This window comes from Streptomyces sp. NPDC006372 (assembly GCF_040612515.1).
GTDB lineage: Bacteria > Actinomycetota > Actinomycetes > Streptomycetales > Streptomycetaceae > Streptomyces.
In genome coordinates this window covers 1-16,813 of record NZ_JBEXQJ010000055.1, presented here as the reverse complement: position 1 = coordinate 16,813, position 16,813 = coordinate 1, and the positions used below count along the sequence as shown (strand labels likewise).

Genomic DNA, 16,813 nt, shown 5'->3' with positions numbered 1-16,813 from the left:
GGCGCACGGGGCACTGCGCGATCAACCACGGGCCGCCCGCAGCCGCGAGATCACACCACCCGGCAGACGCTCACGCAGGCGCCACCAGCAGAGGCCGCGCACGCTCACGCAGCTCCACCACCCGCGGCTCGTCGCCGTACGGCTCCAGCCGGTGCAGGAGGTCCTTGACGTACTCGGTGGTCCGGGCCGACGAGATCCGCCCGGCGACCTCCACCGCCCGCACCCCCTGCTCGCACGCCGCGTCCAGGTTCCCCGACTCCAGTTCGGCGACCGCCGAGACGACCAGCCGCAGTCCGTGCGAGCGGACGAACTCCTCCGTCGGCTTCGAGAGCGCCTGCTCGGTGAAGCGGCGGACCTGGCGGGGTGCCTTGAGGTCGCGGTAGCACTCGGCCGCGTCGGCGCAGAAACGGTCGTAGGAGTAGAAGCCGAGCCAGCTCGGGTCGTTGTCGCCGGGCCGGGCCCGCTCCAGCCAGCTCTCGGCCGCTTTCAGGGCACCGCCGGCCGCCTGGGCGTCGTTGGCGCGCGCGTGGGCGCGTGCCTCGACGAGGCGGAAGAAGCTCATGGTCCGGGCCGTGGCCAGACCGCGGTTGCGTTCCAGGGCGGCCTGCGCGAGGTCCACACCCTCGTCGCCGAAGCCGCGATAGGTGGCCTGGAGGGACATGGAGGCCAGAACGTAACCCCCGAGGGGGACGTCGGCCGCCGCCCGGGCCAGGCGCAGGGCCTGGATGTAGTAGCGCTGGGCCGCTTCCTGCTGGCCGGTGTCGAAGGCCATCCAGCCCGCGAGCCGGGTGAGTTCCGCGGAGGCGCCGAAGAGGGCCCGGCCCACCTCGTCGGAGTAGGAGCCGAGCAGCAGAGGGGCCGCCTCCACCCTCAAGCACTCGGGGACCATCGACGAACGCCAGTCCCCGCCGCCGTACTTGGAGTCCCAGCGCCGCGCGTCCTCGGCGGCCTCCCGCAGCTTCTGCACATCGCTGTGGCCGACTTTGAGCGGTGCGCCGGAGCCCTCGGCGGGGCCCACGTCACGCGCGACCGAACTGTCGGCCGGGGTTATCAGCCATCGTGAGGCGGGCGTTGCGTACGCGCTTACTGCGAACGATCCGGCCAGCGACTGCCAGATGCCGCCGGATCCGGCGCGGCGGCCGGCGAGGTCGAGGCGGTACAGCTCCGTCGCGGACGTCACCGCCTGCCCGACGTCCCGCGGGAAGGCGAGGCCGACTTCGGGCGCGGGGTCCGCGTCCGCCAGGCCGATCTCGTGGAGCGGCACCGGGCGGCCCAGTTTCTGGCCGATGGCGGCGGCGATGAGGTGCGGGGCGGCACCCTGCGGCACCATGCCCTTCGACACCCAGCGCGCCACCGACGTCTTGTCGTAGCGAAGCGTCAGACCGCGCTGGGCGCCAAGGTCGTTGACGCGCCGCGCGAGGCCCGCGTTGGAGATTCCCGCGAGGGCGAGAACGGCGCCGAGTTTTTCGTTCGGCCCGCGTTGCTCCCTGGACATGCGCCACCCCTCGACACAGACGGCTGCCGCGCTGGCATAACCATGCGGCATTCGTAAACCCAGCGTAGTTCGCCGCATCCCAAGCGTTAAGGGGCATTGTTCCGGTTGGCGGGATTGTGGTCCGTACTGAAGTGCGGGTCGGATACGGGCAGTTGCGGCGTGCTCCCACTGTGTGGCCGTGCGCCTGTCCGTGCGCTCTTCTCCGGCCATCACGGGAGCGGTTCCATGGTCCGTGCGTGGGTCGGCCCGCTGTACTGGATCCAGTGGGCTGGGGGACACCGCCGCCTCCATCCCCGCGGGCGGCGGAAGGGTCCGGGAGGCGTGTCCCGTCTCCCGGACCGCGCGGCGGGGTGGTGGCGCGCGGAGCCTGTACGGAGCGTGTTCGACACCGTCCGCGTGAAGCCGATTTGGCTGAAAATCGACCCCGCTGGTCGTACGGCTTCAGGGCTCCGACCATGGTGATTGAGGGCGCACCAGGCGTATTCGAGGCGCGTATCGGGGGCGCATTCGCGTCGCGGTTCTGCCGACTGCCCTTTCTTCTCACCTCTCTTCGTCCTCGCTTCCACCGATGGCGTCCGTATCTTCTTGCCCCGCTTGGGTGTTCGGGGTCGTTCGGGGCGGCGTGGGTGTCTCCGCCGGGGCGCATTCAGCGGAGCGCAAGCGGCGCGGGCACCCTCTGGAACGCTTCCTTCATGGCAGCATGGTGCACCGGTTCGTACGGTGCACTGGTTGTCCACAGCCTGTGGAGGCGGCGATGCGGTGGTTGGTGGGGTGGAGCAGCACCGCCGCGGGAGCCCTCGCTGCCGGTTCGGCGGGGGCCACGGGACCCGACGGCGAGACCGTGCACCCGGTGGGCTCCCACCTCCTGTGGGGTGACCCCGACCCGCTGTGGGCGGTCGGCGACTGGCGCCCCGACGAGGTGCGGGTCGTGAAGGCCGACGACCGTACCCGTATCGCCGTCCTCGGCATCTGCGGCGCCACCGACGAGCAGTTGCGCGTCGCCCTGTTCGCCGCGCGCGGCGGGGCACTCCGGCATCTGACCGCCTGGCCGGGGAGCTACACGGCGATCGTGCAGGTCGGCCGGAGGGTCACCGTCTGCGGCGATCTCGCGGGCGCGCGGCCGGTGTTCCACACCCCCTGGGCCGGCGGTACGGCGTACGCGACGGCCGCGCTGCCGCTGGCCGACCTCATCGAGGCCAACCTCGACTTCGGGCACCTCGCCGCGCTGCTGGCCGCCCCTGACGTGCCGGCCGCGCTGCACGACTCCACTCCGTACGACGGCGTGAAGCGTGTTCCGCCGGGGCACGCACTCATCCTGCGCGCCGGGGCGCGCGAGATCGCCGGGTACGAGCCCGTCGCCTCGCTGGCGGTGGCCGCGCCCGCGGCCGATCCCGACAGCGCGGTCGACGCCGTGCGCGACGCGCTCGTCGAGGCCGTACGGACGCGGCTGGCCGCGCCGCGGCACGTGCCCGGGGCGGACATCGACCCCGGCCCGGTGCCCGGCATGGGGCCCGCCGAGCGGCGAGCCGCGCGCGGAATGCCCGTGCCCGGGATCGGGGCGGACCTGTCCGGCGGGCCGGCCTCCGGAACACTGGCGCTGCTCGCCGCGGGGCTGCCCGGGCGGCCCGGCACGGTGCTGGGACACGGCACGGGCGCGGGGGAGCGGCTGCTGGCCGTCACCTTCAACGACCTCGCCGTCGCCGGGCGGGAGGCCGAGCTGGAGCGGGCGGGCGCACTGGCCGCCAACCCGCGACTGCACCACGTGGTCGTGGCCGGTGGGGAGGAGACCCTTCCGTACGCCGACCTGGACGGGCCGCTGACGGACGAGCCGGGCGCGTCCCTGGTGGCGGCGGCCCGGCACCGGGCGCGGCTGGCGGCCGGCAGCGCGGACCACTTCACGGGGTACGGCGCCCGGCAGGTCCTGGACGCGCATCCGGCCCGGCTGGCCGACCTGCTGATGGACCGCAAACGGCGTCACCTGGTGCGTCCCGTCGCCGCGCTGGCCAAGGCGGACGGCTCGGTGCTGGTGCCCGCACGGGTGTACGCGGCGGCCCGGCGGCTGTCCCGTACGCCCTACCGGACGGGGTTGGAATCCCTGGCCGAGCGCCTGCTGGAGCACCGCACGGACGACGGTCTCGACGCGCCCGGCAACGCGGTGGAGGCCTCGCTCGCCGCGCTGACCTGGGGCAGACCCGGGCCGGCGGCGCGCTGGCTGACCGGTGAGGCGCTCGCCGAAGTATCGGTTCGTCTTCAGGCGGCCACGCACCGGTCGGAGTCGGTGGGGCCGGGGCAGCGGCCGGGTGACTTCCGGGCCCGCGCGGCGCTGGCGCGGCAGGCCGCGGATCTGCGGGTGCTGGAGCAGGCCGCGGAGATCCGCTTCCAGCGGCTGCACGCACCGTTCCTCGACAACCAGGTCGTGCGCGCGGCCCGGGCACTGCCCGAGGCGCTGCGGGTGCGGCCCGGGGCGCGGGCGGCGATCCTGCGGACCGTGCTGGAGGGGGCCGGGGTACGGGAGCTGCCGCCCGGGTGGGGCGCCCCGACCCAGGCGACGACGGCGGCCGTGGCCCGTACGGGCCTGAGGGTGGCGGCGGACTCCCTGGTCACCCTGTTCGACACGCCGCTGCTCGCCGAGGCCGGTCTGGTGGAGGCCCGGGTGGTCCGCAAGGCCCTGCGCGGCGCGGCAGCGGGCGAACCCCTCCCCCTGGACGGCCTCGCGGACCTGGTCTCCCTCGAACTCTGGCTCCGCCGCCTCCTCTCCCGCCGAGGCACCTGCTGGACGGGAACCCCGGCCCGCCAGCGCGCCGTACCGTCAGGAATCGCCCCGCAACGGGGGGCGTTGGGGGCGGGGGCCGGGGTGCGGCGGGTCTGACGTTGTCCCCCCAGCTGCGGGCAATCGTGCCGCCAAGGGCGGCACGGGTGGGCGCAGCGGCACCTCGCCGCGCCGAGCTGCGCAACGCCCCGCCCGAAAACCCCCCGGCCCGCACACGAACCCCGGTCACAATGACCCCGTGCGGTACAGAATCCTGGGCATCACCGAGGCAGCAGACGAACACGGCAGAGCCATACCCCTCGGCGGCCCCCGCCTCCGCGCCCTCCTCACCGCCCTCGCCCTACGCCCCTCCCGCGTCACCACACCCCAGACCCTGATCGACGAGGTGTGGACCGACACCCCGCCCCAGGACGCCCCCGCCGCCCTCCAGGCCCTCATCGCCCGACTCCGCCGAGCCCTCGGCAAGGACGCCGTGACCTCCCACCCCGGCGGCTACCGCCTCACGGCCACGCACGACGACATCGACCTCTTCGTCTTCGAACGCCTCGTCCAGCACGGCACCGACGCCCTCACCGCCGACGAACCCACCCTCGCGGAACAACACCTCGACGCCGCCCTCGCCCTCTGGCGCGGCCCGGCCCTCGCCGACCTCCCCGACCGCTCCGCCGCCACCCGCCCGGAGGCGGTCCGCCTGGAGGCGACCCGGGCCCGGGCGGAGGCCCGCCTCCGGCTCGGCCGCGCCCGTGACGTCGTACCGGAACTGCGCGAACTGACCACCGTGCACCCGTACGACGAACCGCTGCGCGCCCTCCTCATCCGCGCCCTGCGCGACACCGGCAGGGAAGCCGACGCACTCGCCGCGTACGAATCCGCCCGCCGCGCCCTCGCCGACGGACTCGGCACCGACCCCGGGCCCCAGCTCCGCAGCCTGCACGCCGGCCTGCTCGCCTCGACCGAGAACGACGGCGAACCGTCCCCCGCACGACCGGAGCCATCCGCACGACCCGGGCCATCCGCGCGACCCGAGCCCCTCGCACGACCCGCACGACCCGAACCCCCCGAGCGCACCGGGAACCTCCGCCCCCGCCTGACCTCCTTCGTCGGCCGGGAACCCGAGATCGACGCCATCCGTTCCGACGTACACAGGGCCCGCCTCGTCACCCTCACCGGACCGGGCGGCTCCGGAAAGACCCGTCTCGCCGAGGAAGCCGCCGCCGGGCTCGCGCAGGCGTGGCTGGCCGAGCTCGCCCCGCTCGACCGGCCGGAGGCGGTGCCGGACGCGGTGGTCAGCGCGCTCGGACTGCGCGAGACGGTGCTGATGACCAGCGAGCTGACGGCCGTGCAGGACGATCCGGTCGCCCTGCTCGTCGAGTACTGCGCCCCGCGCAGCCCGCTGCTGATCCTTGACAACTGCGAGCATGTCATCGGAGCCGCCGCCCACCTCGCCGAGACCCTCCTGACCCGCTGCCCGGGGCTCAGGATCCTCGCGACCAGCCGCGAACCCCTGGGCGTGCCGGGGGAGCTGGTGCGGCCCGTCGAGCCCCTGCGGCCGCACCACGCCCGCCGGCTGTTCGCGGAGCGGGCCGCCGCCGTCCGGCCCGACGCCGACGCCGTGCTCCAAGACGAGCGGGCGGTGGTGGAGATCTGCCGCCGCCTGGACGGTCTGCCGCTCGCCATCGAACTGGCGGCCGCCCGGCTCCGGCTGCTCACGCCCCGCCAGATCGCCGACCGGCTGGACGACCGCTTCCGCCTCCTCACCTCCGGGAGCCGTACGGTCCTGCCCCGCCAGCAGACCCTGCGTGCCGTCGTCGACTGGTCGTGGGACCTGCTCGACGAGGCCGAGCGCACGGTGATGTGCGAGATGTCCGTGTTCGCCGGCGGCTGGGATCTGGAAGCGGCGGAGGCCGTCTGCACCGGGGACGCGGCCGAGCTGCTGGGGGCGCTCGTCGACAAGTCCCTGGTCGTGGCCACCCCCGGTGAGAGGGGCGGCTCCGGCGGTATGCGGTACCGGATGCTGGAGACCATCCACGAGTACGCCGTCGAGCGCGCCGCCGAGACACCCGGGCTGCGCACGCGGGCCGAACTCCGGCACCGGGCGTGGGTGCGTGCGCTCGTCGAGCGCGCCGATCCGCTGCTGCGCTCCGCCGGGCAACTGCCGTGGATCTCGCGTCTGGAGACCGAGCTCGACAACATCCGTGCCGCCCTCGACCGGACCCTCACGGCCGGGGACGAGCGCGAGGCCGGTGCCGTCGCCCTGGCCATGGGCTGGTTCTGGTGGCTGCGGAACTACCGGCACGAGGGCATGGAGTGGCTCGACCGGATTCTTCGCCTGGGGGTGCGGAACGACGTCATGAGCCGGGTGCCGTCCCCTGACGAAGAGGACCTGCCCGATCCCGTCGAGCACTTCCTCGCCGCACCGGACGCGGAGGCGGGGCATGCGCTGCGCGCCCTGCGGATGGATCTGCGCATGCTGCATCTGTTCTTCATGGCCGAGGCCGCGCCCATGGAGGCGTTCGTGGAGGAGCGGCGGTCGTACGTGACGCGCCTGTGGGCGTACTTCGAGGCGGGCGGACCGCAGGCGGCCCGGGTCCCGGGGATCGTCTGGCCGGTGATCTCCCCCTTCACGGGCTGGCAGGGCGACATCCGGGGTGTCATGGACTCCGTCGTCGCCAACTGCCGTGCGCACGGCGGGGACTGGGAGACCGCCGTCGCCCTGATGTTCCGTACGCACATGGTCATCGACACCCCCGGCGACCTGGCCGGCGTCGACGACGACCTCGCGGAGCTGCGCCTGCTCAGCCACCGCTCCGGGGACCGCTGGCTGCGGGCGCAGGTGTGCAGCGCGGTCGGTGAGACGGCCATGGCGCGCAGCCGTTTCGAGGAGGCCAAGGGGGAGTACGAGGAGGCGCTGCGGCTCGCCTACGAGGTGGGCGCGTACGCCGAGTCGCCGTTCCTCATCGCCCGGCTCGGTGAGATCGCCTACCGCGCGGGAGACCGGCCGGCCGCGCTGACGGCGCTGGACGAGGCGAGCGCCGCCGCCGACCGGTACGCCGTGGCGGACTCCAAGGCGTTCGTCCTGCTGTTGCGGGCCCAGATGGCGTGGGAGGAGGGACACATCGCGCGGGCCCGTGCGCTGTGCGAGGAGGCGCGCGCGGAAACGGGGCGTGGCACACCGCCGCCCCAGTTCATGGTGATGCTGGATCTCATCGACGCCGTGATCACGGCGAGTGAGTCCGGCCCGGAGCCCGCGCTGGTCAAAATGGCCGCGGCCCTGCGTGAGGCGGTGGAGAAGCGGTGCTCCGACACGGTCCGGGCCACGGTGGTGGACAGCGCGGCATGGCTGCTGGCCGACTTCGGCGACTTCTCGCGCGCGGCCCGGCTGATCGGTGCCGGGGACCACTGGCGGGGCGGCCGTCCCCGCCCCATGCCGGAACGCGCCCACGCGGAACGGGCCACGGCCGCCGCCCGCGCGGCCCTGGGCAGTGCCCGGTGCGAGTCGGAGCGGGCCCGGGGCGCGGGGCTCACCGCCGACGACGTGCTGCGTGAACTGGACGAGGCACGCGGAGCGTTCGCCGCCGAGCCCGGGAGCCGCTAACCGCAGGTGAACCTGGACTCGGCCCAGTCCGCCAGGGCCACGCCGTCGAGGACGCCGTGCGGTTCCACGACGAGCCGGACGGTGCCGCGGCCGGTGAGGTTCACGTGCACCGGGGCCGCCGGGTCGCCCCCTTCGACCAGGGCGGACCGCCACAGCAGGGTTCCGTCGGCGTAGACGGAGAAGGACACCTTGCCGAGCTTCAGCGTCATGTCGTCCACACCGACGAGCGCCTCGTACGAGGAGCAGTCGCGGTTGAGGTCGATGGTGACGGAGGAGCGGCCGTGCACGGTGACGCCGTGCGCGTACCGCTGGTCGCCGACCGACAGGCCGGACCGCTGCCAGACCCAGCTGCTCGAGCCGATCCGCATCTCGGGCTCGGTTCCGTCGCCGTTGATGTCGTACGAGAGTTCGCTCCACTGGTAGACGGCCGGGGCGGGCACGGGCGGTGGTGTGGGGGTGGGAGCGGGTGCCGGGGGCGGGGTCGGCCTCGGGGACGGGGACGCCGAGGCGGGCGGCGGGACGGGAGCCGGTGCCGGGCCGGAGGACGGTGCGGACGAGGAGCTGGGCGCAGGGGTCGGCGTCGGTGCCGGCGCGGGGGTCTCGGCGCCCACGGGCACGATCGCCGGTGGCCGCGGCCCGGGTTCCCGCTGCGAGGGAAGAGAGGGAGGCTCGGGAGGGGGAGTGGGCTCCCCCGGCAGGACCGCCGGTGACGACGGCGAAGGAGCCGTCTTCGCATCGCCCTCGGGCTTGTGGTTGCCCGCCAGCGCCAGCAGCACGGCGGTCGCGACGCCCACGGCGACCACACCGGCCGCGATACCGGCCTTCAGCGGCGCACCCACCCCCTCGGAGGCTCCCACACCACCACCGCCCCCACTTCCCGCCGCACCCCCACCGCTTTCCCCCGCACCGGACGAGCCGGCTCCGCCCGCCGCGGCCGCCCCAGCCGCACCGGCCGCCCCCGCGCCCCCGGCGATGAGCCCGGCCGCCTTGGCGTACCCGGAGGCACCGAACCAGCCGATGACGGCGACCGGCACCACGGCGGGGATACCTCCGGCGACCTCCTCGATCTGCAGCGCGGCCAGCCGGCACTTGGCGCACTCCTCCAGATGCTTGCGCAGCCCCCGCTCGGCGCGGATGCGCAGCCGGCCGCGCGCGTACGTGCCGAGCTGGTCGGCGTAGCGCGCGCACCCCTCGTCGCCGGTGAGGGTGGCGCTGACATGAGCCTGGAGGTAGGCCTGCTTGAGGCCCTCGCGGGCCCGGCTGGCGAGGACGCGCGTGCCGTTGGCGTCCAGCCCGAAGAGCGTGGCGACCTCGCTGGGCGACTCGTCCTCGACCTCGGTGTGCCACAGCACGGCCTGCCACCGCTCCGGCAGCGAGCGGAAGGCCCGCATGGCCATGGACCGCTCGGCCTCGTGCATCGCGCGGACGTCCGCTCCGAGTTCCGGCGTGACGTCGTCGGGGACGTCGGAGCCGTGTGCGGACCGGGTGGCGAACACCGCGAAGTCGTCGACGAGCTGCTCCCGCCGCGCCGACCTCGTCCAGGAGGCCGCGACGCGGCGTAGGGAGGTGAGCAGGTACGCGCGGACCGCGTGCTCGGGGCCGGAGCCGCCGCGCACCGCCTGGAGCATGCGGGCGAAGACCTCCGCGGTCAGGTCCTCCGCGGTGTGGGCGTCACGGCAGCAGGTCCGGGCGTACCGGCGCACGGCGGGCGCGTGGCGCCGGTACAGCTCCTCGTACGCCGTGTCGTCGCCCGAGCGCATCCGGTCGATGAGCTCGCCGTCGGAGGGCGGCAGCTCGCGCGGCGGCGGCAGGACGCTGTCCTCGTGCCATGCGCGCTGCGGCGGCACCGAGCCGTCGGCTGGGTGGCCGCCCGGCGGGACGCCGGCGCGTCCGCTCGACTCGTCCCGCCCGTCAACGCTCATCGCGGAAAGCCCCCGCCAGCCGCCCAACCCGTCCAGACCACCGGGTCAGAGTGCCATATCGGTTTCTGGTCAGGACCCCGAAATTCGGATCATCACTCATCCGTGGGGACGTGCCGCACGTCGGTACCAGCCCTCACTCGTTCGGGGAATGATCCCCCGTCGCTCCGGGCCCGGAAGTCCCCCTCCGAGCCCGGAAGCTCACGCCGGGCGTGACCGCAGCCCCTCCAGCAGGATGTCCAGCAGCCGGGCCGAGGCGGCCGCCTGCTGTGCCGCGTCCGGCAGCGAGGGCGCCGCCGTCGCGATCACCAGCAGGACGTCCGACACCGACACGTCCGGCCGCAGCTCACCCGCCGCACGCGCCCGCTCCACGAGCTGCCCCACGACCTCGAGCAGCGCCGACGTCCCGGCGTCGTCGTCCGCCGCGACCACGGGCGCCGGCACCGAGACGACCGCCACCGGCTCCTCCGGCACCAGCCGCAACTCCGTGGAGCCCGGCTGCGTCCGCTGCTGCGGCACCCGCGCGCCGCCGGGCCCCTCCTCACCCACCGAGACCCGCAGCACCTGCGGCGGCAGCAGCCGCCCGGCGCCGGAGGCCACCGACGTGCGCAGGAAGCGCGACAGCGCCGACCACGGCTCGTCCTCCTGCCCGAGCGCCGCCCGCGCCTGGTCGGTCAGCCGGGAGGTCTCCTCCTCGGCTATCCGCCGCACCAGGACGTCCTTGCTCGGGAACCGCCGGTACACCGTGCCCACGCCGACCCGTGCGCGCCGGGCCACGTCCTCCATCGGCGCGCCGTACCCCAGCTCGCCGAACACCTCGCGCGCCGCCCGCAGCACGTGCTCCAGATTGCGCTGTGCGTCCACGCGCAGCGGCGTCGTCCGCGATCCGTTCCCGCGCCCGTCGCCCGTCGCCGCGCTCATCGTCGCGCCACCTGCCGCGAGAGCAGATGCGGACGACCAATGAGAATCCTGAACATGCATACGCATTCCCCCGGTAATGACGTCTCCCCCCGGAGACTCTCCCCGCCATTCGATAGCGGGACGTGGGAAGTGGGCCCTGTTCCGCGGCCCGCCGTCGCGGACCCGGTGAGCGCATCCCCCTACACCCCGTCGACACACGAACATAGTTGAGAGGGAGTCAATTCAGAAGGGGCACGTTCCGCACGGAGCGCCCACCGATCGGAGTACGGGCCGCATACGTCCCGAATGTGCCCCTGCGTGCGCCCCACACCACCCCCGCTGACCTGCGCGGATCCATCGCAGCCTGCTATTCCGGCCAACTCCGCGCGCTCTCCCGCTCCGGTCACACAATTCGTCGAGGCTGTGGACAAACGCAAGCGGCGGGTGCGTCATGGGATGGTGAAGGAACGTGCGCGCATTCTCGTTGTCGGTGGTGGCTACGTCGGGATGTACACGGCCCTGCGCCTCCAGCGCAGACTGAAACGGGAACTGGAGCGGGACGAGGTCGGCATCACGATCGTCACCCCCGACCCCTACATGACCTACCAGCCGTTCCTCCCCGAGGCCGCCGCCGGCGCCATCTCACCCCGCCACGTCGTCGTACCGCTGCGCCGCGTCCTCGACCGGTGCCGCATCGTCATCGGCGAGGTCACCGCCGTCGACCACGCGAAACGCACCGCCACCATCACCACCCTCGCCACCGAGGAGGAGGGCTCGGGCGGACAGCCGCTCCCGTACGACGAACTCGTCATCGCCCCCGGCTCCGTCTCGCGCACCCTGCCGGTCCCCGGCCTCGCCGACCACGGCATCGGCTTCAAGACCCTCGAGGAAGCCATCGGCCTGCGCAACCACGTCATCGAACAGATGGACATCGCCTCCTCCACCCGCGACCCCGCGATCCGCGACGCTGCCCTCACCTTCGTCTTCGTCGGCGGCGGCTTCGCGGGCGTCGAGGCGCTCGGCGAACTGGAGGACATGGCCCGCTACGCCGCGCGCTACTACCACAACGTCCAGCCCGAGGACATGAAGTGGATCCTCGTCGAGGCCTCGGACCGCATCCTGCCCGAGGTGGGCGAGGAGATGGGCCGCTACACCGTCACCGAACTGCGCCGCCGCAACATCGACGTACGCCTGCGGACCCGTCTGGACTCCTGCGCGGACCGGGTCGCCGTCCTCAGCGACGGAGCCCGCTTCCCCACTCGAACAGTCGTCTGGACGGCCGGTGTGAAACCCCACCCGCTGCTCGCCGCCACCGACCTGCCCCGCAACGACCGCGGACGGCTCACGTGCACTCCGGAACTGACCGTGGAGGGCGCCACGCACGCGTGGGCGGCGGGAGACGCGGCCGCCGTCCCCGACGTCACCGCAGGAGAACCCGGCCGCGAGTGCGCCCCCAACGCCCAGCACGCCCTCCGCCAGGCCAAGGTCCTCGCCGACAACATCGTGCACACCCTGCGCGGCGAACCCCTGACGACGTACGAACACGCCTACGTCGGCTCGGTCGCCTCCCTGGGCCTGCACAAGGGCGTCGCCCACGTCTACGGACGCAAGCTCAAGGGCTACCCCGCCTGGTTCATGCACCGCGCCTACCACCTCAGCCGCGTGCCCACCTTCAACCGCAAGGCGCGCGTCCTCGCCGAATGGGCGCTGGCCGGGCTCTTCAAGCGGGAGATCGTCTCGCTGGGTTCACTCGAACACCCCCGGGCGGAGTTCGAACTCGCGGCCGGTGGAAAGCCTCCCCAAGACCCCTCGAACAACCCGAAGGGGTCGTCCTGACCGGACCCAGGAACTCCATCGGCCGACCCGGCGTCTGACGGATGTTGGCCCGGTCGGCACACTGCCAGACTGGTCCTCCACCGCGGGCGTGCCACCGCTCGCCCCGGTGCGGCCCCCCGGGGCCCCGGCCGGTTCCGGTGCCGGCCGCCGACGACTACACGAGGCAAGGATTCGTGAACTTCACGCGCTGGAGCGCCCGGCTCCCCGGAACGCAGCGCCGCGCCGCAGCGCGGACCGAGCAGACGGCCTCCCCGGACCGGCAGGGGGAAGGCTCCGTGCCCGCCGCCCGTGCCGAACAAGTGACCGACGAGGCGCCGCCCGTACCCGCCGTCGACGAACTGCGGGTGCGCGAGGTCCTCGACCGGGTCCCGTCCCTCGTCGCCCTCGTCCACGGCCCCGACCACCGCATCGCCTACGTCAACGACGCCTACACGACCGCCTTCGGCGCACGCCCCCAAGGGAAACGCGCCCGCGAAGCCCTCCCCGAACTGGACGCCCTCGGCCTGTTCCCCCTCCTGGACCAGGTCCAGCGCAGCGGCAAGCCGCGCACGGTCAAGTCCCGCAAGGCCCCCGACGGCCGCTCCTACACCTTCACCTGCACCCCGGTCGCCCAGGGCGACGGCAAGGGGGGCAGCGAAGGCCGCGGCGTCCTCGTCTTCGCCACGGACGTCACCGACCACGCCGAAGCCGCCGAACGCCTGCGCGCCAGCGAACGCCGTCAACGCGAAACAGCGGTGACCCTGCAGCGGTCACTGCTCCCTCAGGAACTCGAAGAGCCCGACGATCTGCGCATCGCCGCCACCTACCACCCCGGCGGCACCGAAGCCGCCGTCGGCGGCGACTGGTACGACGTCATCACCCTGGGCGGCGGCCGCACCGCCCTGGTCATCGGCGACGTCATGGGCCGCGGCGTCCGGGCGGCAGCCGTCATGGGCCAGCTCCGCACAGCGGTCCGCGCCTACGCCCGCCTCGACCTCCCACCCCACGAGGTCCTCCAGCTCCTCGACGGCCTGGCAGCCGAGATCGACGCCAACCAGATCGCCACCTGCGCGTACGCGGTCCACGACCCGAACGAGGGCAAGCTGGTCTACGCCTCGGCCGGCCACCTCCCCATCCTGGTCCGCGACGAGAACGGCACGGTCCTGCGCGCCGAGGAACCCACCGGCCCCCCGCTCGGCACCGGCGGCTGGATGCACACCTCGGGCTCGATCCCCCTCAGCCCCGGCTCCACGGCCGTCCTCTACACGGACGGCCTGGTCGAACGCCGCGACGCCGACCTCGACGAGGGCATCGCAGCACTGGAACGCGCCCTGTCCGGCGCCACCGGCACCCCCCAGGTCGTCTGCGACCGCCTGGTCCGCTCCGCCGGCGTCACACCCGACCACGACGACGACGTGGCCGTCCTGGTCCTCCAGCACCCGGCCCGCACCGGACCCGAGGGCGAGCTCTTCCGCAACGCGGCCCTGGAACTCCTCGGCGGCGTCGAAGCGGCCCCACGCGCCCGTGCCTTCGCCTCCGGAGTCCTCACCAGCTGGCGCTTCCCCGCCGATCTGCACGACCTGGGCGTCCTGGCCACCAGCGAACTGGTCGCCAACTCCCTCCAGCACGGCACCCCGCCGATGCGACTGCGGCTGCGCCGCACCGACCGCCGCCTGATCATCGAGGTCACCGACGGCGACGACCACCTCCCCAGACGCCGCCGCGCGGAACCGGGCGACGAATCGGGCCGCGGCATCGCCATCGTCGCCACGATCGCGTCGAACTGGGGATGCCGCCGGACCCCGGGCGGCGGCAAGGCGGTCTGGTGCGAGTTCGCCCTCCCGCGTCCGCAGTCGCCGTAGCCGGGGAAAGAGGGAAAAGAGGGGAAAGAAGGGAGCGGATCAGACGTCCGCCGAAACGGGCGCCCCACCCCGCGCCACGACCCGGCTCTTCGCGACCCACGGCTGATCCTGCACGTCCGTCAGCTGCCGCCCCAACCGCACGGCAAGGACGGTGATCCCCAGGGAGAACACCAGGAACGCCACGATGTACGGCGCGTGCAGCGAGGCCCCGAGCGGCCCGCCCACCGCCGGCCCGACGGCCAGCGCGAGCTGCTTGACCAGGGCGAACGCCGAGTTGTACTGCCCGGCCATCCCCTCCGGCGCGAGATCCGCGACCAGCGGCGCGACCGTCGGCGACAGCATCGCCTCACCCAGCCCGAACAGGGCGTACGTCGAGACGAACGCGGCCGTCGCCATCTCCTGGCTCCCGTGCCCCAGCCCCGCGTACCCGGCCACGGCCCACGCCACGGCCCAGATCAGCCCCACGACCGCGATCACCCGCGACCGCCGGCGCCGCTCCACGAACCGCAGCACGGCGAACTGCGCGACCACGATCATCAGCGTGTTCGCCGCCAGCGCGGTCCCCAGCGCCGACGTCGATATCCCGGCGGCCTCGACCCCGTACGCGCTCAGCCCCGACTCGAACTGCCCGTAGCAGGCGAAGAACAGCACGAAGCCCAGCACGCACAGCTGCACCATGGCCCGGTTGCCCAGCAGCTGCTTCCAGCTGCTTCGCCCGGTGGCCACCGGTGCGTCATCGATCCGCGGCGCGTGCGGCATCCGCACGGTCGCCATCACCACGACCAGCAGCAGGAACATCGCCGCCTCGATCGCGAAGAGGAGGGTGAAGGAGGCGGCACTGGTCGTGTCGACCAGATGACCGCCGATGAGCCCACCGACACCGAGCCCGAGGTTCTGCAGGAAGAACTGCATGGCGAACGCCCGCGACCGCGTCTCCGCCGACGAGCAGTCGACGATCATCGTCGCCAGCGCCGGCTGCATCACGGCCTGCCCGGCGCCCAGCAGGGAAGCCGACACCAGCACGGCTGCCGCACTGCCGGCGATCCCCAGGCTCAGCGCGCCCACTGCGGCGGTGACCAGGGCGGCGAGCAGCACCGGAAGCGGGCCACGCCGGACGATGGCCCGCCCGGCGAACGGCAGTACCACCAGCGCGGCCACGGCGAAGACGGCGAGCACGAGACCCGCCGTCATGGCTCCAAGACCCCGCACCTGCGCCACATAGACGTACAGGTACGGGACCGTGAAGCCGAGCCCGAACGCGCTGAGTGCGTTGCCCACGTGAATCCGGCGCATCGCTGCGCCCATCGCCCTGGTCACGTTCACCTCTCTCACAAGTTAGGAGTGAAGACTTCGAAACTAAAGTTCGAAGCTAAAGAGTACATACCCAAGGACTTCAAGGCAAAGAACGAGCGTGCGATACTGCGCCCATGGGCGACACCCCCGGCCCCAGCGAGCCGACCCTCGAAGAGCAGATCGCCGCGTACCAGCGCGAGTTCCAGGACCTCGACCCCCAGGTGGAGCAGATCGTCTCGGCCCTGTCCCGCCTGAACCGCCGTATGAACGTCGCCTACGGACGTCAGACCTCGGCCCTCGGCATCAGCAACGCCGAGTGGGAGGTCCTCAAGGCCCTCGTCCTCTCCGGAGCCCCGTACCGCCTGGGCCCGAGCGACCTCGCCAAGCGCCTCGGTCTGACTCCGGCCGCCATGACGCACCGGATCGACCGCATGGTCGGCGAAGGGTTGGTAACCCGGGAGCGAGACGAGACCAACCGCGTACGAGTCATCGTGGAGCTGACATCCGAGGGGCGTGAGAAGTGGCTGGAGGCGATGCGTCTGGCAACGGTCTTCGAGGAGGACCTGCTCCAGGACCTGGCCCCGAAGGAGCGCGCGGCGCTCGGCGAGGTCCTGACGCGCCTCCTGCGTCGGGTGGAAGACGATCAGCCGGACGCCGGCGGCCGTCTCTCGGACCTGGACTGACGACCTGACAAAAGATCTTGACAGGGGCCGCTTGACGCCCCCCTGCCCGATCTGTAAAGTTCTTCGGGTTGCCGCGGAGCCGTAACGGTTCTTCGACAGCACTTCCGCCGCACGAGCGGCACCCAACCACCAGCAAGATCACTCCCAGCGGGGTTGAATTCGGCGTGCCCGAATTCAATTCGAATTGGGGCTCGACGGTCTGATTTTGGAATCGCCGAGAGAGCGCGCTAAGGTTGGACACGTCGGAACGGCCCAACAGCCGCGAAGACAAACCCCGCTGACCGGGGATCAGGCCAAAGGATCTGATAGAGTCGGAACCGCCGGAAAGGGAAACGCGGAAGCGGGAACCTGGAAAGCACCGAGGGAATCGGATCGGAAAGATCTGATAGAGTCGGAAACGCAAGACCGAAGGGAAGCGCCCGGAGGAAAGCCGCGAGAGAGTCTCTCGGGTGAGTACAAAGGAAGCGACCGTTCCTTGAGA

At 72.9% G+C, this 16,813-nt stretch carries 9 protein-coding genes; 5 read left to right on the top strand and 4 right to left on the bottom strand.

The window, feature by feature from the left end:
• Positions 1–70 precede the first annotated feature (70 nt).
• The gene (locus ABZ016_RS40545; RefSeq protein WP_356921788.1) at positions 71–1,495 is read right to left on the bottom strand and encodes an MFS transporter; all 1,425 of its coding nucleotides are present in this window, start codon (positions 1,493–1,495) and stop codon (positions 71–73) included.
• 754 nt (positions 1,496–2,249) lie between these two features.
• Between ABZ016_RS40545 and ABZ016_RS40540 the strand changes: the two genes are divergently transcribed.
• Both ABZ016_RS40540 and ABZ016_RS40535 read left to right on the top strand, forming a co-directional pair.
• A complete protein-coding gene (locus tag ABZ016_RS40540) occupies positions 2,250–4,364 on the top strand; it encodes an asparagine synthase-related protein (protein ID WP_356921787.1) in 2,115 nt (704 codons plus the stop codon).
• A gap of 139 nt (positions 4,365–4,503) precedes the next feature.
• On the top strand, positions 4,504–7,860 hold the full coding sequence (locus ABZ016_RS40535; RefSeq protein ID WP_356921786.1) for a BTAD domain-containing putative transcriptional regulator: 3,357 nt from the start codon (positions 4,504–4,506) through the stop codon (positions 7,858–7,860).
• Here ABZ016_RS40535 and ABZ016_RS40530 read toward each other — a convergent pair.
• Positions 7,857–9,782, bottom strand: coding sequence for a sigma-70 family RNA polymerase sigma factor (locus ABZ016_RS40530; RefSeq protein ID WP_356921785.1), 1,926 nt, complete (start codon positions 9,780–9,782; stop codon positions 7,857–7,859). The two genes, ABZ016_RS40535 and ABZ016_RS40530, sit on opposite strands and share 4 nt — an antisense overlap.
• Positions 9,783–9,980: 198 nt before the next feature.
• Positions 9,981–10,760: a helix-turn-helix domain-containing protein gene (locus ABZ016_RS40525; protein ID WP_356921784.1), complete on the bottom strand. Its 780-nt coding sequence runs from the start codon at positions 10,758–10,760 to the stop codon at positions 9,981–9,983.
• A gap of 375 nt (positions 10,761–11,135) precedes the next feature.
• Here ABZ016_RS40525 and ABZ016_RS40520 point away from each other — a divergent pair, with 375 nt between their 5' ends.
• Positions 11,136–12,515 (top strand): NAD(P)/FAD-dependent oxidoreductase, encoded by a 1,380-nt coding sequence (locus ABZ016_RS40520; protein WP_356921783.1) that lies wholly within the window; start codon positions 11,136–11,138, stop codon positions 12,513–12,515.
• Between the two features lie 173 nt (positions 12,516–12,688).
• Positions 12,689–14,356 carry a SpoIIE family protein phosphatase gene (locus tag ABZ016_RS40515; protein ID WP_356921782.1) on the top strand — a complete coding sequence of 556 codons (1,668 nt, stop codon included), beginning with the start codon at positions 12,689–12,691 and terminating at the stop codon, positions 14,354–14,356.
• Between the two features lie 39 nt (positions 14,357–14,395).
• Here the strand turns inward: ABZ016_RS40515 and ABZ016_RS40510 are convergent, their stop codons facing one another.
• Entirely contained in the window at positions 14,396–15,661 is a 1,266-nt protein-coding gene (locus tag ABZ016_RS40510; RefSeq protein ID WP_356921805.1) for an MFS transporter, read from the bottom strand.
• A gap of 122 nt (positions 15,662–15,783) precedes the next feature.
• Here ABZ016_RS40510 and ABZ016_RS40505 point away from each other — a divergent pair, with 122 nt between their 5' ends.
• A complete protein-coding gene (locus tag ABZ016_RS40505; RefSeq protein WP_345661682.1) occupies positions 15,784–16,332 on the top strand; it encodes a MarR family transcriptional regulator in 549 nt (182 codons plus the stop codon).
• Positions 16,333–16,813: the final 481 nt, after the last annotated feature.